The 20097-nt window shown below is 34.3% G+C and carries 23 protein-coding genes; 1 reads left to right on the top strand and 22 read right to left on the bottom strand.

The window, feature by feature from the left end; all coding sequences use genetic code 11:
* The 8 genes from DICTH_RS04410 to DICTH_RS04375 all read right to left on the bottom strand — a co-directional run bounded on the left by DICTH_RS04410 (position 1) and on the right by DICTH_RS04375 (position 7231).
* The gene (locus tag DICTH_RS04410; protein WP_012547426.1) at positions 1-846 is read right to left on the bottom strand and encodes a prephenate dehydrogenase; all 846 of its coding nucleotides are present in this window, start codon (positions 844-846) and stop codon (positions 1-3) included.
* The gene (gene aroF, locus DICTH_RS04405; protein ID WP_012548365.1) at positions 843-1868 is read right to left on the bottom strand and encodes a 3-deoxy-7-phosphoheptulonate synthase; all 1026 of its coding nucleotides are present in this window, start codon (positions 1866-1868) and stop codon (positions 843-845) included. The genes DICTH_RS04410 and aroF overlap by 4 nt, the downstream gene beginning before the upstream one ends.
* Before the next feature lie 70 nt (positions 1869-1938).
* A complete protein-coding gene (gene aroB / locus DICTH_RS04400; protein ID WP_012547735.1) occupies positions 1939-3006 on the bottom strand; it encodes a 3-dehydroquinate synthase in 1068 nt (355 codons plus the stop codon).
* A complete protein-coding gene (gene aroC / locus DICTH_RS04395) occupies positions 2994-4160 on the bottom strand; it encodes a chorismate synthase (RefSeq protein WP_012548508.1) in 1167 nt (388 codons plus the stop codon). Before aroC ends, aroB begins: the two co-directional genes overlap by 13 nt.
* The gene (gene aroE / locus DICTH_RS04390; RefSeq protein ID WP_012547690.1) at positions 4157-4984 is read right to left on the bottom strand and encodes a shikimate dehydrogenase; all 828 of its coding nucleotides are present in this window, start codon (positions 4982-4984) and stop codon (positions 4157-4159) included. Before aroE ends, aroC begins: the two co-directional genes overlap by 4 nt.
* Before the next feature lie 84 nt (positions 4985-5068).
* A complete protein-coding gene (locus tag DICTH_RS04385; RefSeq protein ID WP_012547857.1) occupies positions 5069-5797 on the bottom strand; it encodes an amino acid ABC transporter ATP-binding protein in 729 nt (242 codons plus the stop codon).
* Complete coding sequence (locus DICTH_RS04380) at positions 5790-6446, bottom strand: amino acid ABC transporter permease (protein WP_012547464.1); 657 nt, start codon at positions 6444-6446, stop codon at positions 5790-5792. The genes DICTH_RS04385 and DICTH_RS04380 overlap by 8 nt, the downstream gene beginning before the upstream one ends.
* An 11-nt stretch (positions 6447-6457) precedes the next feature.
* On the bottom strand, positions 6458-7231 hold the full coding sequence (locus tag DICTH_RS04375) for a basic amino acid ABC transporter substrate-binding protein (RefSeq protein ID WP_012548546.1): 774 nt from the start codon (positions 7229-7231) through the stop codon (positions 6458-6460).
* An 89-nt stretch (positions 7232-7320) separates the two neighbouring features.
* On the opposite strand from DICTH_RS04375, the gene hslO reads away from it, so the two are divergent.
* Positions 7321-8208 carry an Hsp33 family molecular chaperone HslO gene (gene hslO, locus DICTH_RS04370; protein ID WP_012547407.1) on the top strand — a complete coding sequence of 296 codons (888 nt, stop codon included), beginning with the start codon at positions 7321-7323 and terminating at the stop codon, positions 8206-8208.
* A gap of 32 nt (positions 8209-8240) precedes the next feature.
* Here the strand turns inward: hslO and ald are convergent, their stop codons facing one another.
* From ald to DICTH_RS04300, 14 genes are read right to left on the bottom strand one after another with little or no spacing between them, the layout of a single operon-like run.
* Positions 8241-9353 carry an alanine dehydrogenase gene (ald, locus tag DICTH_RS04365; RefSeq protein ID WP_012548493.1) on the bottom strand — a complete coding sequence of 371 codons (1113 nt, stop codon included), beginning with the start codon at positions 9351-9353 and terminating at the stop codon, positions 8241-8243.
* 3 nt (positions 9354-9356) lie between these two features.
* Entirely contained in the window at positions 9357-9887 is a 531-nt protein-coding gene (locus DICTH_RS04360; RefSeq protein ID WP_012548115.1) for an NUDIX hydrolase, read from the bottom strand.
* Between the two features lies 1 nt (position 9888).
* Entirely contained in the window at positions 9889-11631 is a 1743-nt protein-coding gene (gene recN / locus DICTH_RS04355; protein WP_012547281.1) for a DNA repair protein RecN, read from the bottom strand.
* A gap of 6 nt (positions 11632-11637) precedes the next feature.
* Positions 11638-12432, bottom strand: a complete 795-nt coding sequence (locus DICTH_RS04350) for an NAD(+)/NADH kinase (RefSeq protein ID WP_012548692.1) — start codon at positions 12430-12432, stop codon at positions 11638-11640.
* Positions 12408-13223, bottom strand: coding sequence for a TlyA family RNA methyltransferase (locus DICTH_RS04345; RefSeq protein WP_012546994.1), 816 nt, complete (start codon positions 13221-13223; stop codon positions 12408-12410). The genes DICTH_RS04350 and DICTH_RS04345 overlap by 25 nt, the downstream gene beginning before the upstream one ends.
* Positions 13224-13226: 3 nt before the next feature.
* Positions 13227-15083, bottom strand: coding sequence for a 1-deoxy-D-xylulose-5-phosphate synthase (dxs, locus tag DICTH_RS04340; protein ID WP_012547691.1), 1857 nt, complete (start codon positions 15081-15083; stop codon positions 13227-13229).
* A complete protein-coding gene (gene nusB / locus DICTH_RS04335; protein ID WP_012547845.1) occupies positions 15064-15498 on the bottom strand; it encodes a transcription antitermination factor NusB in 435 nt (144 codons plus the stop codon). Before nusB ends, dxs begins: the two co-directional genes overlap by 20 nt.
* Before the next feature lie 3 nt (positions 15499-15501).
* Positions 15502-15726, bottom strand: a complete 225-nt coding sequence (locus DICTH_RS04330) for a DUF2273 domain-containing protein (protein WP_012547009.1) — start codon at positions 15724-15726, stop codon at positions 15502-15504.
* A 1-nt stretch (position 15727) separates the two neighbouring features.
* Positions 15728-16261, bottom strand: coding sequence for an Asp23/Gls24 family envelope stress response protein (locus DICTH_RS04325; protein ID WP_012548509.1), 534 nt, complete (start codon positions 16259-16261; stop codon positions 15728-15730).
* Complete coding sequence (locus tag DICTH_RS04320; protein ID WP_012547400.1) at positions 16258-16626, bottom strand: Asp23/Gls24 family envelope stress response protein; 369 nt, start codon at positions 16624-16626, stop codon at positions 16258-16260. The genes DICTH_RS04325 and DICTH_RS04320 overlap by 4 nt, the downstream gene beginning before the upstream one ends.
* Positions 16627-16660: 34 nt before the next feature.
* Positions 16661-18004 carry an acetyl-CoA carboxylase biotin carboxylase subunit gene (gene accC / locus DICTH_RS04315; RefSeq protein WP_041723214.1) on the bottom strand — a complete coding sequence of 448 codons (1344 nt, stop codon included), beginning with the start codon at positions 18002-18004 and terminating at the stop codon, positions 16661-16663.
* A complete protein-coding gene (gene accB, locus DICTH_RS04310) occupies positions 17997-18440 on the bottom strand; it encodes an acetyl-CoA carboxylase biotin carboxyl carrier protein (protein ID WP_012548561.1) in 444 nt (147 codons plus the stop codon). Before accB ends, accC begins: the two co-directional genes overlap by 8 nt.
* A gap of 5 nt (positions 18441-18445) precedes the next feature.
* Positions 18446-19003, bottom strand: coding sequence for an elongation factor P (efp, locus tag DICTH_RS04305; protein WP_012547926.1), 558 nt, complete (start codon positions 19001-19003; stop codon positions 18446-18448).
* A gap of 22 nt (positions 19004-19025) precedes the next feature.
* Positions 19026-20090 (bottom strand): M24 family metallopeptidase, encoded by a 1065-nt coding sequence (locus DICTH_RS04300; RefSeq protein WP_012547795.1) that lies wholly within the window; start codon positions 20088-20090, stop codon positions 19026-19028.
* Positions 20091-20097: the final 7 nt, after the last annotated feature.

Raw genomic sequence — 20097 nt, 5'->3', positions numbered from 1 at the left:
TCAATCCCTCAATCTTAATCTTTTTTCTCTTGAATCTTTAAATATATGTCTTATCTTTTCAAAATCCTTTCTTTCTAAATTCTCAATCAAATCTTTTAAAGTTTTCTCAAACTCCACCAAAGCCTCTTTTATTTTAATATCATTCTCTTTTAAGATATCTAACCACAAATTATAATCACTTTTTGATATTCTCGTAGTATCCTTAAAACCACTTCCAAAGAAGCTTAAATTATCTTCTTTTACAGAAACATAAGACAACAGATAGGCGATAATTTGAGGAAGATGACTAGTAAAAGCGAGAATTTCATCATGTTTTTCAGGATCAATTATAATAGGAGATGCATTTATTTTCTCTATTATTCTTCTCAAGCCTTCAACTTTTTCTTCAGAAACCTCAAAAGCAGGACACAAAAAATAAACCTTTCCAGTAAACAAATTATCTACAGCTCCTAAAGGCCCAGAAACTTCTCTTCCTGCAAGAGGATGTCCTCCTATAAACAATTTTCTTAAAAACTCGTCTCTATTCATATAATTCATAATCTTAAATTTGGTACTTGCTGTATCCGTAATAATAACTTTCTCACTTACATAATTTTTAAGATTTTCAACCACGTCCACTACTCCAGAGGGATATACAGAAATAAATATATAATCAGACTCTCCGATTAGATCTCTAAGCCGAGTTATATCTTTTCCTAAAACATCCAAAATCTTTCTTTCTGAAAGATAGTCTAAAACCTTATTATCTTTATCTACACCCCACAAATAAACATTTTTAAACTCCTTCTTAAAAGAAAGAGCTAAAGATGTTCCAATCAAACCAAGCCCAATAATACCTATTATCATAATCTTCTTCCCACAGCACTTGCTATAGCTTTTAGTTCACTCATTAATCTTCTGAAGTCTGAAAAGGTAAGCGATTGAGGACCATCAGAGAGGGCTTTCTCAGGATGAGGATGTACCTCTATAATTAATCCATCTGCTCCTGCAGCTATTGCTGCTTTAGCCATGCTAGGTACATACCTATAATTTCCAGTTCCATGACTTGGATCTACAAACACTGGAAGATGAGTTTTTTCCTTCAAGGCAGGAACAATAGAAAGGTCTAAAGTATTTCTAGAAAAATCAGAAAAAGTTCTTATTCCTCTTTCACAGAGAATAACTTCTGAGTTTCCTCCAAGCAATATATATTCTGCTGCAAATAAGAACTCCTCCAAAGTTGCCGATAGTCCTCTTTTTAAAAGTACGGGCTTTCTTAATTTCCCAACCTCTTTTAATAAAGTGAAGTTCTGCATATTTCTTGCTCCTATCTGAATAATATCTGCATACTCTGCTACAAGTTCTAAATCCCTCGGATCCATGACCTCTGTAATTACTGGTATATCAAACTCATTCTTTACCTCATAAAGAAGTTTTAACCCTTCAACTCCTAATCCCTGAAAGCTATAAGGAGATGTACGAGGTTTAAATACGCCTCCTCTCAAAATTTTTGCACCCACTTCTTTAACAAATTGAGCAATTTCACGAAGCTGTTCTCTACTTTCTACAGCACAGGGGCCAGCCATAACTACTATCTCGTCATTTCCAATTTCTACTTGATTTACTTTTATTTTTGTACCCTGTGGATTAAATTCCTTAGTAACTAATTTATAGGATGTTAATATAGGGATTACCTGTTCAACAAATGGAAAAGAACTTATCTGTTCCATTATAAGAACTTTCTCTTCCATTCTTTTATCCCCAATCGCACCTATAACAACCCTATGTTCCCCTCTTGATATATGAGCACCATAATTATATTCCTTTAATTTATCTACCACTTTTTGAATTTCCTCTTCCGTAGCACCCGATTTAAGTACAATAATCATAATATCTTTCCTCCCTAAAAAATGTTTTAAGTAATCTATTGTCAAATTACAATAATTAAATTCATAAAAATCACTTTCCATACCCATCACCTGCCTTCAACGCTTTTATTATGTCCTTTTCTTCCAAATTTTCTACAATCTCTACCTTACCTATTTCTTTTGGCAAAATAAGTCTAATCTTACCTCCATAAGCCTTTTTATCTCTCTTGATATAGCCTACTAAATCTTCTATTCTGTAAGGATTATTAAGATCGAATCCAAAACTTAGCAAGGTATCTTGTAACCTCTTCAAGACACTGTAATCACAAAATCCAATTTTATAAGCTAAGTAAGTAGCTAAAAACATGCCAATAGCCACGGCTTCTCCATGCAGAAATCTTTTATATCCTCCCTTAGCCTCTATAGCATGTCCAAAAGTATGTCCAAAATTTAAAATCATTCTCAAAGAAGATTCTTTTTCATCTTTTTCCACCACATACTTCTTACAAATAAGACTTTCTCTTATAATATGGGAAAGTATGTCTATATCCTTATTCAGTATAGAAGTCGTATTTTTCTCTAAAAAATTAAAAAGGCTTTGATTCATAATCATTCCATATTTTATTACCTCTGCAATACCACTTCTGTACTCTCTTTCTGGAAGGGTATTTAGAGTCTTTATATCTATTATTACTGCATCGGGATGGTAGAAAGTTCCTATTAAATTTTTTCCCTCTTTTATATTAATACCTGTCTTGCCTCCTATGGAACTATCAACCTGAGCAAGAAGAGTTGTAGGAATTTGAATATATCTTATGCCTCTCATATAAATGGAAGCTACAAAACCAGTAAGATCTCCTATGACTCCACCCCCAAAAGCAAAAATAGCGCTTTTTCTATCTGCACCCCTTTGGGCAAGCTCTCTTGAAATTCTAATTACCTCTTTAAAGCTCTTACTCTTCTCTCCAACAGGCACATATATTATTCCTTCCTGAGAAATTTCTAAATCCTCTTTGTAAAGGTCGTACAAGAAAGAATGGGTAATAATAAAAGAGAAAGAATAATTATCTCGATAATTTTTTAGAAATTTTTTTAAAATATCATAACCAATATATATAGGATATTTTTTATCTTTAAGTTCAACCCTTAGCTCTTCCATCCTAACCTCTCATAAACATAATTTTTATATTTTTCAAAATTTTCTCTTATCTCTTCCATATGATCTCCCGAAAACTTGTTTAAAAACTCTCTTGCTAAGATAAAAGCAAGCATTGCCTCCCCTACCACACCAGCTGCAGGCACCACACAAAAATCACTTCTTTCATAATAACCTTCTGTAATTTTCTTTTCTTTTATATCAAAGGTTTTAAGAGGTCTTCGTAGAGTAGGTACAGGTTTAACTATAGCTCTAACCATAATAATCTCCCCATTTGAAACTCCCCCCTCGATCCCTCCAGCATAATTAGTCTTTCTGAACCTATCCTTTTCTCCATAGAATTCATCATGTACCTTTGAACCAATATTCATGCTCGCATAAAGAGCCTCACCAATTTCCACACCCTTCACCGAAGGTATACTCATAATAGCATAAGAAATAAGAGCGTCCAGTCTCCTATCCCAATGAACGTAACTTCCAAGACCAATAGGTACTCCTTTTGCAAGAAGAATAAATCTTCCTCCAAGAGTATCTCCCTCTTCTTTTGCTTTATCTATCAATTCCTTTGCTTGCTTTTCTTTTTCCTCATCGATCATTCTTAAGTCCGAGGACTCTGCCTTTTTCTTTAAAATATCCCAGCTAAAATTGTTAATATCAAAACTATCTTCAATTCCATCTATAGCTTCTACAAAACTTATGATCTCAATTCCAAACTCAGAAAGAAAAGTTTTCGCAATAGCACCTACAGCAACCCTTGCAGCTGTCTCTCTGGCACTAGCTCTTTCAAGTACATTTCTTATATCCTCGAAATGATACTTTATTGCTCCTGCAAAATCAGCATGCCCAGATCTTGGTTTTGTAACAATTCTCTCCTCAAAAATTTTTTCAGGATCCATAACAGATTTCCAATTTTCCCAATCTCTATTTTTTATTAAGATTCCTATAGGAGTCCCAAGGGTATAACCTCCTCTTATTCCGGATATTATTTCAGCCTCATCTTTCTCTATCTCCATCCTTTTACCTCTTCCATATCCCACTTGCCTTCTTCTCAACTCTTGGTTTATGTATTCCAAATTTATACGAAGACCTGCAGGTACACCCTCTATAATTGTCATCAGAGCTTTTCCGTGGGACTCTCCAGAAGTTAGAAATCTCATAACAATTTTTCAGCCTCCCTTTTCATTATCTCAAAAGGCCCAATAAATCCAAACCATTTATTCCAAGAGAGACACGCTTGATAAATAAGCATATCAAGACCATTCTTAAAGGGCACATTGTTTTCTTTAGCAAGGCTCAATAGAGGAGTCTCCTTAGGGTTGTAAATAATATCATAAACAAAGGCTATGGATTTGAAATTCCCATTCCAGGGAGTACTTTTGCCATCAAGCCCTATTGATGTAGTATTTATTAGAATTAATTTTTCGTCAACTTTATGTCTTTCCTGCCAAGGAATAATTTTTATTTCAATATTTTTATTTTTCTTTACTTCCTCAGCAATTCTCTCTGCCCTTCCATAAGTTCTATTAGTTAAGTAAATTTCTTTAAATCCATATTCAATTACAGCATAAACTACGGCCCTTGCTGCACCACCTGCTCCTAAAATTAAACAAGGCAAATCTTTATCTAATTTCAACTCCTTAAGGGTTTCCAAAAATCCTCCAAAATCGGTATTTTCGCCCTTCCATTTATTTTCTTCTAAATAAACCGTATTTACAGCACCAATAAGCTTAGAAATTACAGAAATCTCGTCTAAAAAATCTATTATGCGTTCTTTATGAGGTATAGTTACGTTCAAACCATAAATAGGAAGATATTTTATTCCAAGAATCGCCTTTGAAAAAGACTCTGGTTCAATAGGAATATTTATATATAAAGCATCAATAGATAATGCCCTGAAAGCGGCATTATGAATGTAAAAGGATATAGAATGCCCCAATGGGTAACCTATAAGTCCATATAATTTCGTCGACGGAGAAATCAAAGAAATTAATCACCCCTCTTTCTTTAAACTCTCTCCCCATTGAGGTAAATTTAAAGGTTAATTTACCAAAAAAGATTTATCTTGTCAAATTGAAAGTATTTTACTCAAAAATTCGATGGTTCGTTCTTCTTTAGGATTTTCAAAAATCTGCTTTGGAGTACCCTCCTCCACAATTCTCCCTTGATCTAAGAAAATTACCCTATTTGCTACCTCCTTAGCAAATCCCATTTCATGAGTCGCAATAATCATAGTCATCCCTTCATGAGCAAGCTCTCTTATAACATCTAATACTTCCTTTGTCATCTCTGGATCTATGGAAGACGTAGGCTCATCAAATAACATTACCTCTGGCTCCATAGCAAGAGCTCTTGCTATAGCAATTCTCTGTTGTTGTCCTCCCGAAAGTTGAGAAGGATAGCTCTTAGCTTTATCTAAAAGTCCAACCCTTCTTAGCAACTCATAAGCTTTTTCTACAGCAATTTGGGGATCTACTTTCTTAACTTTAATGGGAGCAAGGGTTATATTTTCAAGCACAGTAAGGTGAGGAAAAAGATTAAAAAGCTGAAAGACCATTCCAACCTTTTGTCTGATCTTATTTATATCTACTGAAGGATCGGTTATCTTTATACCATCAATGTAAATTTCACCTTCGGTAGGTTCTTCTAATCTATTTATGCAACGCAAAAGGGTACTTTTTCCCCCTCCACTTGGTCCTATAATTACAAGTACCTCACCTTTCTTTACCTCTAAATTAATCCCCTTTAAAACGTGAAGGTGCTTAAATTTCTTATGCAAATTAACTACTTTAATCACCTGTTTTCAACCTCTTTTCCAACCATACTGAGAGTCTTGTTAAAGGCAATGTCATTAACAAATATATCAAAGTTACCCCTAAAAATGGACTAAATACATTTGCCTTCCAAGCTACGATCTCTCTACCTGCCCTAAGAAGTTCGGTAACAGCAAGAGTAGAAGCAAGAGAACTTTCCTTTAACATGGAAACAAATTCATTAGTCAAAGGGGGTAAAATTCTTCTGAAAGCCTGAGGAAGAATTACATATCTCATCGCTTGAAAATAAGTCATACCAAGAGACCTTGCAGCCTCCATCTGTCCTTTTTCTATGGACTGGATTCCACTTCTAAAGATCTCTCCGGTATACGCAGCACTATTTAAAGATAAACCTACAATGGCAGCAGTGATTGCACCTAAATTTATACCAAAAGAAGGTAGAGCATAATAGATTATTAAAAGCTGCATAAGTAGAGGAGTACCCCTTATTACCTCTACATATATGGTAGAAGGTATTCTCAAAAAATAGTTTTTAGATATGCGTGCAAGACCTAAGAACAAACCAAGTATTATTCCAAAAAACACAGAAACTACTGAAAGGCGCAATGTAACCACTGCGCCTTTCAGTAAATAAGGTATACTCTCAATAAATATACTTAGATTAAAATCCAAAATATCACCTCTTACTTAGGTGGCTCTACACCAAACCATTTTTTATATATTTGGTTATATTTACCAGTTTTTTTCAAGTTAGTCAATATTTCATTTATCTTCTTTAAGAGATCTTTATCTTCTTTTCTAACAGCTATTCCATATTGTTCTATAGTAAATGGTTTTCCAACGCACTTTAACTTTGGATTATTTTTAGAATAGTATAAAGAAACTGGCAAATCGTTAATAACAGCATCTAATCTCCCAAGCTCAAGATCCATAAAAGCTTCAGGAATAGTCTCGTAACTTCTAATCTCTTTTATACCCACTTGATCTTTTAGTTTTTTAGCAGTAAGCTCTCCCGTAGTACCAAGCTGTACTCCAACTATTTTTCCTTTTAAATCTTTCTCTGAGTTAATGTCTTTATTATCACTTCTTACCACAATAATCTGTCCAGAATCATAATAAGGAATAGAGAAATCAATCTCCTTTTTCCTTTCCTCGGTAATGGTCATAGCAGAGATTATAATGTCAAATTTTTTAGCCTTTAAAGCTGCAATTATACCATCAAAAGAAGTATTTATAATTTGCAATTTAACTCCAAGCGCTTTTGCGATTTCCTGAGCAATATCAATATCAAAACCTACTGGTTTATCCCCTTCCATAAACTCAAATGGGGCATAAGCCACATCACTTCCTACTTTTAGCACTCCTGCCTTCTTTATTCTTTCAACAGCACCAGCTCCTAAAACAGGATAAAGCATTAAGAGAGAAAACAATAAAAATATAATTAGGATTTTTCGCATATTCTTTCCTCCTAATTGCATAATTTTTAAAAGTATATGAGCAAAACTTTCTAAAAGTCAAGTATAATATCTAAAGTGGAGGTGAAAAAATGGATTACTTAATAAGAGGACTATCGAAAGACAAAAGAATAGTAGCATATGTAGCAAAAACCACTGATCTTGTAGAACAAGCAAGACAAATCCACAAGGCTTCTCCAACAGCCATTGCAGCTCTTGGTAGAACCTTAACTCTTGCTGCAATAATGGGTAAAATGCTTAAAAAAGATGAAGAAAGAATAAGCCTACAAATAACAGGAAATGGGCCTTTAGGTAATATATTTGCAGAAGCAGATTCAAAAGGAAATGTAAGAGGTTTTATTAAAAGAGCTTACATAGACCTACCACCCACTCCCGACGGAAAATTAGATGTGCCTTCTGCTATAGGAAAAGAAGGAACTCTAAGCGTAATAAGAGATTTAGGATTAAAAGAGCCCTATAGAGGAGTTGTACCCATTGTATCTGGAGGTATAGCTAAAGACTTAGCTTATTATTTTACATACTCTGAGCAATTACCATCTGCCGTTGCTGCAGGGGTTTATGTGAGTAAAGAAGGAAAAGTGATCTCTGCTGGTGGATACATTGTTCAAATAATGGAAAGTGCGGAAAAAGATATTATTGATATTTTGGAAACCAACATTAAAAATCTCGATCCTCCCAGCAAGATGATTCTTGATGGGCAAAGTCCCGAAGAAATAATGAGCAGAATATTTAAAAATATCGAATATGAACAATTCTCAAGAGAAGATCTTAAATATGCTTGTAGGTGTAGTAGAGAAAGAGCAGAAAATACTCTTATAGCCCTCGGAGTTAAAGAATTAGAAGAGCTTATTAAAAACGAAGAATTCATTGAAGTAAAATGCGAATTCTGTGGAAAAACCTATACTTTTGACAAAAGGGATATGGAAGAAATAATAAATCAATTAAAAAATAAAACATAAGAAGTCCCCTCTAATTAGAGGAGACTTCTTCCTTAAATAACCTCTTCCAATGGAACATATGGAAGGTTAAAAGCCTTCGCTACTTGTTCATGGGTTACTCTACCGTATGCTATATTAACTCCTCTTGCTAAACTCTTATTTTCCATTACAGCTCTCTTCCAGCCTTTATCTGCAATTTCAATTACATAAGGCAATGTGTTTAAAGTAAGAGCCCTTGTAGAAGTTCTTGGAACAGCCCCAGGCATATTTGCTACAGTATAATGTATTACTCCTTCCTCTTCATATATAGGATCCTTATGAGTGGTAGGACGAGAAGTCTCAGCACAACCTCCTTGATCTATAGCTACATCCACAAGCACTGAACCCTTTTTCATATTTTTAAGGAGCTCTCTCGTGATAATTTTTGGGGCCTTTGCTCCTGGAACTAAGACAGCTCCAATTATAAGATCAGCATATTCAACAGCCATTCTTATGTTATACTCATCTGCAAACATAGTTATGACTTTTCCTTGAAAGTAATCATCAATATACCTTAATTTTCTGGGATTTATGTCAAGTACGGTAACTGATGCACCCATACCATAGGCAATTCTTGCAGAATTAAAACCCACATTTCCAGCACCAATAATAACTACGTTTGCTGGAGGTACCCCAGGAACTCCTCCAAGCAAAATTCCTCTTCCTCCGAAAGTCTTCTCCAAATACTTAGCTCCCTCTTGAGGAGCCATTCTTCCAGCTATTTCACTCATAGGAGCTAAAAGAGGCAAAAAACCATCATCGGTTTGCACAGTTTCATAAGCTATACCAATAATTTTTCTTTTCAAAAGATTCAAAGTTAAATCTTGCGAAGCTGCAAGATGTAAATAAGTAAATAGAATTTTACCCTCAGAAAGAAGATCGTACTCCTCTGGCAAAGGTTCTTTAACCTTCAGGATAAGTTCTGCTTCATAAAAAACATCTTCGTGTCTTTCTAAAATTATAGCTCCAGCTTTAATAAACTCCTCATCTGAGAATCCACTCCCAAGCCCTGCTCCTTTTTCTATAAGTACTTTATGACCTCTTTTAACTAAAGTCTCTACTCCCCCAGGTACAATTGCCACCCTATTTTCCTCAGGTTTAATCTCCTTGGGAACACCGATTATCATAACTTAACTCCTCCTTGAGTATAAATAATAATATACGCCAATTAAAGTTTTAGAATCTTCAAATTTATTTTCAAAAAGATATCTCTTAACCTCATCTTTGCTCAGAATTACGAGCTCTAAAAACTCATCTTCATCTGGATTTTCTTTTGTCCTCTTCAGATCACTAGCCTCAAAGAGATATAAGACTTCATCACTTATACCTGGAGATGGATAAAAGGTATGGACAAGTTTCAATTTTCCAGGAACATAACCTATCTCTTCTTCAAGTTCACGATATGCACATTCCTCAGGCTTTTCGCCATAATCTAATTTTCCAGCAGGAATCTCAAGCAAAACTTTTTGAGCTGGTAGGCGATACTGCTTTACAAAAAACACGGATCCATCCTCAAGAACAGGTAAAATTGCTACAGCTCCAGGATGATGAACTACCTCCCTTTTAGCCTCCTTTCCATTTATAAGTACCACTCTATATTCTTTTACAGTAATGATTCTCCCCTTATATTTTTCAACTGTCTCTATGATTTTCTCATCCAATTTAACTTTCACCCCCCATATTTTCTAAGCTTTCCTTGCCTTTAAGTTGTGAGGCCTTAACTAATAACTCCTTTGCATGTTGCTGACTTACATCAGAAACTATACTACCCCCAAGCATTCTTGAAAGCTCAAGAATCCTAGACTTATCTTCAAGCATTGAGACCCTTATTCTGGTTTGATCATTAACGATCTTCTTCTCTACATGGAAGTGATAATCTGCCCAAGCTGCTATTTGAGGCAAATGAGTCACACAAAAAACTTGTCTTCTCTTTGAAATATTCCATAACTTTTGAGCAAGAAGATAAGCTGTTTCTCCACCTATTCCAGTATCAATTTCGTCAAAGATAAGCACAGGAGTATTATCTACTTCATTCAAAATAGTCTTTAAAGCTAACATAACCCTGGACAACTCACCACCAGAAGCTACGTGTCTTAATGGCTTAAACAGTTCACCAGGATTAGAAGATAACATAAATTCTATTACCTCTCTCCCTTTTTCACTTAACTTCACTCCGTTTATATTCAAACCTGAAGATGGCTCTATAAACTCGACGGAAAATTTTGCATGTTCCATTCCAAGTTCCGAAAGTTCTGACTCTACTCTCTTAACAAAATCTTGTACTATATTCTTTCTCATTTCTGATAATTTTTCACTCTCATAAAGAAGCTTCTCTTCAATGGAGTTTATCTCTGCCTCAATATTTTCTAATCTTGCTTCCATATTAGAAAGCATATCAAGTTCTTCTTTTGCCTTCTCTTTATACTCTAATATTTCCTCAATGGTCTTACCATATTTTCTCTTTAACTGAGAAATTCGGTACAATCTCTCTTCTATCTCCTCAATTGCAGATGGGTCTAAATTCATGCTATCTTTATACTTGATTAAATTATCCACAGCCTCACCAAGGTATATTTTTGCATTCTCAAGTAAATTTGCAATATTACTAATATTTTCATCTAATGAAGAAAGAGTTTTAATAATATCTAAGCCTTCTCCTAACTGTTCGAAGGCTGAGAAACCTTCTGGATTCTCATATAAAAATTTTATAGCCTCTTCTATACCCATTCTTATTTTCTCGTAATTTTGCAACCTCTGTCTTTCCTCTAATAATTCCTCTTCTTCTCCAATTTTTAAATTTGCTTTTTCGATTTCCTCTATTTGAAAGGACAATAGATCAATTCTTTGCTGTCTTTCCTTTTCTTTACCATATATTTCATCTCTCTCTGCATAAAGATTTTTAAGTCGAGAAAACAACTCTTTCACTTTATTTCTCTGATTTAACAATTCATCTCCACCAAGCCTATCAAAGACCTCAAGTTGAAAATCCCTATGAAGTATCTTTTGATGTTCGTGCTGTCCGTGAATTTCTACAACATTTGAAAGGAGTCTTTCCAACATACCTACAGTAACCAGTTCGCCATTAACTCTACACTTACTTCTTCCATTTTTATTTAACTCTCTCGAAACCAACAAAGTACCGTCCTTTTCTTTAGGAATATCCCATTCATCTAATAGTCTTTCTACTTCTTCATTCATAGTAAACATAGCTTCCACGAGAGTTCTATTACTTCCCGACCTTATAATATCTGTTGAAGCTCTTTCCCCTAAAAGAAAGGCTACAGCATCTACTAAAAGTGATTTACCGGCACCAGTTTCTCCAGTTATAACATTAAAACCATCATGAAAATCCAAGGTAATCTCATCTATAATTGCAAAATCTTTTACTCGCAGCGCTAATAACATTCCTCTCTACCTCCAATGTAGTTTCTTCTTAAGTCTATTTATGAAGTCCCATCCAGGTAAAAATATTAATTTTCCATAAAAATTAGCCTTACTAATGCTAATATGATTCTTATTACTAACAATACCAATTTCTTTACCATCAATCCACACTTCAACTTGAGTAGATTTTCTTTGAAAATTAACCTTTACTTCTAAGTTATTAAGATCTAAAATTAAAGGCCTTGAAGTTAAAGAATGAGCACATATGGGAATAATTTCTAAGACCTCCACTTCAGGGAAAATAATAGCGCCACCAGCAGAAAGAGCATAAGCAGTAGAACCTGCAGAGGTAGCTATAATTACCCCATCGGCCGGAGGAGTCAATATAGAACTATTGTCAAACACAAGATTTACAGAGATTAAAGGTGTATTTTCCGATTTTAAGAAGACCACTTCATTAAACGCATAAAAATTATTATGGTCAATTGAGATCTTTATTACCGGATGTTTTTCAATAAAAAAATTTCCACTTTCTATAGAGTTTAAAAGCACGGAGATATCTTTGAACTCTACGGTGGTTAAAAAACCAAGTCTTCCAGTGTTAATACCGACTACAGGTATATCATGGATAGATAGTTTTTGAAGAGTATAAAGAACAGTTCCATCACCTCCAATAGCTACTCCAAGATCCACATCAACTCCCTCGGGAATGACCTCAATACCCCTTTCCTTAGCCCAATCTTTCAGTATATCTATCCCCTTCTTTGCCTCCCTTTTTTTGGGATTATAAAAGACTCCTATCTTTCGGATCTTAATTTCCAATTTAAAAAGGCCTCCTGAACTACTCTTTCTATATCTCTACTTTCGATTAAAGTTCCTTGTTTAATAGTAAATAAAGATGGATATTCGATATTTCCTTTTCCTTCTTTACTCAAATAATATGTTACATTTTGCATGAAAAAGCCTTGTTCTTTTAATTTTTCTTTAATATTCTCTAATATTTTTATATGTACGTCAATATTTTTTACTATCCCACCTCTACTCACTTCTTTAGGCGATGCTTCGAACTGAGGCTTAATTAAAGATATAATTATACTATCATCATGTAAAAATTTTCTAATAGCCGGAAATATCTTTAAAAGAGAAATAAAAGAAACATCTATAGTAACAATATCTACCTTATCTGGGATATCCTCTTCCTTCAGATACCTAGCATTTATCCCTTCTTTTACTATAACCCTTGGATCTTTTCTCAATTTTTCATGAAGTTGACCCTTCCCTACATCAACCGCATATACTTTTGTTACCCCCTCCTGAAGAAGACAATCTGTAAATCCCCCTGTGCTTGCTCCTATATCCAATGCAATTTTCCCTCTAACATCAACTCCAAAAGTGTCAATTGCTTTCTTTAACTTGAATCCACCTTTACTAACGTACGGAATTGTCTCCTTTATTTCGATTAAAGAGTCAACAGGAATTTTTAAATCAGGTTTTGTCACAATATTACCGTTTACCTTTACTACGCCAGCTATAATGGCAGCTTTAGCCTTTTCTCTACTTTCAAAAAAGCCCCTTTTGACTAATAATACATCTAATCTTTCCTTTTCCTTCAATCCCTACACCTTAACATCTTCCAGTACACTTATTATTTTTTCAGCTATCTTATGTCCACTGAGGCCATAGATATCTCTTAAGAGCTGAGCATTACCTTGCTCGATAAACTTATCGGGAAGGCTAATTGGCAAAACTTTTTTATTTAGCTTTAAGATATTTACCAACTCAGATATAGCTCCAAAGAGTCCCCCTGTAATCACATTCTCTTCCACAGTTATTATGACATCATGAGAAGAAATCAATTCTTCCAAAGTTAGTACATCTAATGGCTTTAAGAATCTTACATTCACTATAGTAGGAGATATGCCTTCTGTTTTCAGAATACTTTCAGCCTCTAAAGCTGGGTAAACCATTGATCCAATAGCAAGAATCAGTACATTTTTTCCATATTTCAATATTTCGCTTTTACCTATTTCTATCCTTTCAAAATGATCTTTCAAACCTATGCCTACACCTTTACTCTTTGGATACCGTATAGCAAAGGGACCAGGATAATTAATCGCAGTGTATAATAGATCTCTAAGCTCAGACTCATCCTTTGGAGCAGAAATAACCATATTAGGTATTAGTCTAAGATAAGACAAATCAAAAATTCCTTGATGAGTAGGTCCATCATCACTCACTATTCCTGCCCTATCTAAAACAAAAACTATAGGAAGTTTTTGCAAGCATACATCATGAATTATCTGATCAAAAGCCCTTTGCAGAAAAGTGGAATATATGGCAACTACAGGCTTTAATCCGTTTTTTGCAAGTCCTGCCGCAAAAGTAACTGCATGTTCCTCAGCAATACCAACATCAAAAAATCTCTCGGGAAATCTTTGTGCAAAATATGATAACCCAGTTCCTTCAGGCATAGCAGCAGTTATTGCTACAATCTCAGGATACTTTTCTCCTAATTCCACAAGAGCCTTACCAAAAACTTCTGTATAAGTTGGTACTTTCTTTTCCCTTTCAATTTTAGCCCCTATACTATGGAATTTAGATGGGGTTGCTTCCGCATCTTTATGCCCAATACCTTTTTTAGTTGTAATATGAATCAATACAGGACAAGATAAATTATCTTTTATTCCTTTAAAAACTGATATAAGTACAGGAATGTCATGCCCATCAAAAGGACCAAAATACTTAAATCCCCAATATTCAAACATGGGATTTTCAAGCAAAAGACTTTTTAAACTTCTCTCTAACTTTAAATCAAAAGCTAATAAACCTTTTCCTATAGATGAATTTTTTAATAAATTTTGGGTTGTCTGTTTAAAAAATCTATATAAAGGATGTTTTCGAAGTTTTGCTAGGTATAAAGCTATTGCTCCTACATTGGGAGAAATTGAATGTTCGTTATCATTCAAAACCACAATAAGATCAGTATTTAAATAACCAATCTGATTTAACGCTTCCAAAGCCATACCCGAGGTTAAAGCTCCATCCCCTATTACCGCTATAACCTTATATTTTTCTCCCTTTAAGTCTCTTGCTTTTGCAAAACCTAAAGCAGCTGAAAGAGATGTTCCAGCATGTCCTACAGCAAAATGATCATATTCACTTTCCCAAGGAGCAATATAACCACTGATTCCACCAAACTGCCGTAAAGTATGAAAATCTTTTGCTCTTCCTGTTACTAACTTATGGGTATAGGCCTGATGACCCACATCCCATATAATCTTATCCTCAGGAGTATCAAAGACATAATGTAAGGCCAAAGTTAATTCTACGGTACCTAAATTTGAAGCCAAATGTCCCCCATTATTCTCAACAGTATTAATGATGATTTCCCTTATTTCGGCAGAAAGAGTCTTTAATTCGTCTATAGAAAGTCTTTTAAGATCTTTAGGAGAGTTAATTTTCTGGAGTAACATCCACAAAACCTTCTTTCAAACTTTTAACCTCTTCCCAATTTCTAACAATATTTCTTAAAATACCATTTACAAACCTACCAGCTTCCGGACTTACATATTTTTTAGCAAGCTCAACTGCCTCATTAACAGTAACTGCCTGAGGAATATCGGAAAAGGTAAACATCTCTGCAATTGCTAATCTCAAAATATTTCTCTCTAAAGCCCCCATTCTTTCAAGTTTCCAATTTTTACTAAACCTGCTTATTATAGAATCAGCTAAATCCTTATATTGAAGAGCACCATCATACAACCTGTAAGCAAAAGCTTGTCCCTGAGGGGAAAAATCACTAAAATCCACTTCAACTTCTTGGCCCAAGTCTTTTTGAAAAAGAAGCTGTAAAACCTTTTCACGACATCTTGTCCTCTCCTTACTCATTTTTTATTCCCTTCCTACAAAGAATATATCTTTTAACCTTTCAATGAAATCTATAAAAAGATTTTTGTCAATTATCAATCCTATTAGATATCCTATTAGAACGCATAGCAAAAGAAAAAGAGTTTTCCAAAAACCAATTAGAAGAATTAAAATTCCAATAGTTAAAAATATAAGAGAAAAAATAAACCTGTATTTGTATTCTTTAAAGTTGAGATTTTTAAAATCCATACTACTTACCCTTCTTAGCAGGAACTACATCTTCAATGATAATATTGATATTTTCTAAGTTTAGAGATAAAACATTTTCGAAATAAACCTTGACCCTATGCTGTAATTCATTCACCACTCTTGTGATATCAGTACCATAAGGAACCTTTATTCTGAGAGTCAACATAATTTTACCCCTTATATTTTCTATTTCTGGCCTAATCTCTTGAATCTCAGAGAAATATGTAGCTATATCTCTTATAGCATTTTTAATTCCATTAAGAGATATGCTTATCTCTCCAAGTCCTGAGGTATTTCCCAAACTAATAGTAGTTTTTTCTCTAAATAATAAATAAAAAAAGCTCATACTAAAAGATAATACAAATAAAACAATAAGAAGGATTATTGAGAAAAGAAAACCTTTACTAGATGCCCAATCCAAAATAGACAAAGCAGGAGGCCATTTTAATAAAGCTAAAATAAGAACAATATATATCAAACAGGAAATAAAAAGTAGCAAAAATGTAGTTACTCTTTCAGATTTATTTATTCTCATTTAACCTTGTCCTCCTCACCTTTTTTACCTAAAATAACCCCTTTAATTATAACGTTGACCTCACGAACATTTAAGCCCGTCATACTTTCTACAACTTCCTTGACATGATTTTGAATATCTCTTGCAATATCAGGGAAAAAGACATTTTGCTTAACATAAATAGGAATCCTTATAAAAACGTCCTTATCTAACAATTCCACTTTTAACCCTCTACCAATAGGTATCCCAGATACAAATTTTATAAACGATGATAAGCTCTCTCCTACCCTAGCTACTCCTTCGACTTCTTGAGCAGCTATTCCAGCAATAACTGCAATTACCTCTTTTGATATTTTAACAGATCCATAAGATAATTCTTCTTTCATAAAAACACCCTTCTATGATGATATTTTATCAGATTTACTCTTCAACTAAAATCCTTCTTGCTAAGAAATTAGTAGAATAATCACCTTTAACAAAAGAACTATTTTCCAAAATTTTAAGATGGAGTGGAATGGTAGTCTTTAATCCTCTTATGACAAACTCATTCAAAGCACGTTTCATTCTTGCTATAGCCTCATCTCTATCCTTGCCCCATGCAATGACCTTAGCAAGCAACGAATCATAATAAGGTACCATTTCATATCCTTCATAAATATGAGTATCTATCCTTACAAACGGCCCACCAGGAGGTATATATTTTTCAATTCTACCTATGGAAGGAGCAAAATTATTATCAGGATCCTCTGCATTAATCCTACATTCTATAGCATGCCCTCTTAAAGTTATGTCTTTTAAATCAAGTTTTTCTCCAGCAGCTATTAATATCTGCCATTTTACCAGATCAATACCTGTTACCATCTCAGTAACTGTGTGCTCTACTTGAATTCTAGTATTTACTTCCATGAAATAGAACTTTCCGTCTTTATCTAATAGAAATTCAAAGGTGCCAGGTCCTACATAACCAACTTTATAAGCCCCTTTTATAGCTGCTCTACTCATTGCCTCTCTTATTCTATTGTTAACCACAGGGGATGGTGACTCCTCAATCAATTTTTGATATCTTCTTTGGATGGTACAGTCCCTCTCCCCTAATGAGACAATATTACCATATTGATCCCCTAAAATCTGAATCTCTACATGTCTTGGTTCCTCTATAAATTTTTCTATATAAACACCAGGGTTTCCAAAATTCTTCTCCGCTTCCATTTTCGCAAGCCTAATATTTTTTACAAGCTCCTCAGGGCTATAAGATATCCTCATTCCTTTCCCTCCACCGCCTGCGGTGGCTTTAATGAGAACAGGAAAACCTATCTCTTTTGCAACCCTTAAAGCTTGTTTTTCATCTTCTATTAGTCCCTCAGAACCGGGAAGTAAAGGAACTCCAGCCTCTTTCATTAATTTTTTAGCTCTTGCTTTATCCCCTAAACTTTCTATTACTTCCTTTTTAGGCCCTATAAAAACTATACCATGATCCTGACATATCTCTGCGAATCTTGCAGACTCAGCTAAAAATCCATATCCTGGATGTATAGCTTCAGCATTAGTTATTAAAGCCGCACTTATTATGTTAGGTATATTTAAATAGCTTTGAGAAGCTGGTGGAGGTCCTATACATACTGCTTCATCGGCCATATATACATGAAGAGACTCTTTATCTGCTTCTGAATAGACTGCTACTGTTTTAATCCCTAATTCTCTACAAGCTCTTATAACCCTTACAGCAATTTCGCCACGATTAGCAATAAGTATTTTCTTAAACATTGCCATCGGTTTCTATAAGGAATAATTTTTGTCCAAATTCTACAGCTTGACCGTTGTCTACCAATATCTTTTTAACTCTTCCCCTGACATGACTTTTGATTTCATTCATTAGTTTCATTGCCTCTATTATACATACTGTTTGACCTGGCTCAACAAGGTCTCCCTCTTCCACAAAGGGAGGAGCACCAGGTGCTGGAGATCTGTAAAACACACCTACTAAAGGAGCTGTAATATATACTCCCTCTTCTTCTTTTACAAAAGATTCCTTCTCTCCTTGCTCTTTTTTAACCTCTTTTTCTGAAATTATATTTACTACATTATCCCCTCTTTTTAGTATTAGTTTATTTTCACCACTTTCTATTACCAGCTCTGAAAGATTACTTTTTGAAAATAAGCTTATTATCTCCTTTAAATCTTCCAAATTCCACTCTCTCATATTATCTAAGCCCTCTCTACATACTTAGCATATCTGGTATCCACAACAACTTTATCCCCTATCTGTATAAATAAAGGTACCTGGATAACAAGTCCTGTTTCAAGTTTTGCAGGTTTAGACCCACCAGAAACTGTATCTCCTCTCAAGCCTGGATCTGTTTCCACAACCTCTAATACCACAGTAGTTGGCAATTCTATTCCAATAGGATTACCCTCATAAAAAAGTACACTAACTGTATTTCCCTCTTTTAAATAATTTATTGCCTCGCCTAACTGCTCTTCAGTAAGTACATACTGTTCAAAACTTTCATTATCAATAAAATAATATTCATCCCCTTGTTTATACAAATATTCGGCTTCTCTTTTATTTATAAAGGCTTGCGGGACGTATTCATCGGATTTAAAAGTTTTCCTTATAACATTTCCTGTTTTTAGGTTTTTTAATTTAACTCTGACCGTTGCCTGTCCTTGAGCCATATGAACATGTTGATACTCTAATACTATGTAGATCTCTCCATCTAATTCAATAGTTAATCCTGGATAAAAATCGTTTACTGAGATCATTTATCTTTTTACCTCCTTTACCTTAAATAATTATCAAATCGTTAGTAAGTTTATTCAATATTTTTGAGCCACTTTTGTCTACCACTACCATATCTTCTATCCTTACCCCAAATTTCCCAGGAATATAAATACCTGGCTCAATAGTAACCACCATTCCCTTCTTAAGCACCATATCACTTTTAGGTGAAAGTCTTGGTAATTCGTGAATCTCAAGTCCAACTCCATGTCCTAATCCATGTCCAAAATAATTTCCAAAACCATTCTCTTGAATTATATCACGAGCAACTTTATCTACAAAATTACATTGAAGACCTTCTTCAATAATTTCCTCTGCTTTTTTTTGAGCTTCCAACACTATATTATAAACTAAAATTTCTTCTTCAGTAGGATTACCAAAATAAACAGTACGAGTAATATCTGAATGATATCCGTTATAAACTGCTCCAAAATCAAAAACTATAAACTCATTGCCCATAAGCTTTTTATTACTTGCTTTACCGTGAGGTAAAGCACCTCTTTCTCCTGAAGCTACTATGGTATCAAAGGCAGGCCTCTCACTACCTAATTTTGCCATTTGATACTCCAATTCAATGGCAATATCTTTTTCGCTTACTCCAACCTTTATTAAAGGTAGGACATTTTCAAAAGCCTGTTCAGCTATCATTAAAGCCTTTTTTATTTTTTCAATTTCATCTTCTGTCTTAACTATACGTAACTCTTCAACCCAATTGTTCAAGGGAACTAATTCAACATCTTGAAAAAGTTCTCTCAATTTAGCCCAAGTACTATAAACCACATTTGAGGCTTCAAAACCTAATCTTTTCAGACTATTTTTGCCCTCTAACTCCTTTAAAAAAGTAAACAGATTATTATTTCCATCTACTAGAACTGGCTTAATACCCTTAACCTCCTGATTTACTTGTTCCCAATATCTTGAATCTACTAATATATACCCCCCCTCCCTGAGAACAAGTAAATCTGCAGTAGAGCCAGTAAATCCAGTAAGATACCGAATGTTTACTATATTACTTATCCATACAGCATCTATATTTTCTTTTATTAATTTTTCCTGTATTTTTTCTATCATAAATCTC

Source organism: Dictyoglomus thermophilum H-6-12, assembly GCF_000020965.1.
Taxonomy (GTDB): Bacteria; Dictyoglomota; Dictyoglomia; order Dictyoglomales; family Dictyoglomaceae; genus Dictyoglomus; species Dictyoglomus thermophilum.
This window is presented reverse-complemented; position numbering and strand designations above follow the sequence as displayed.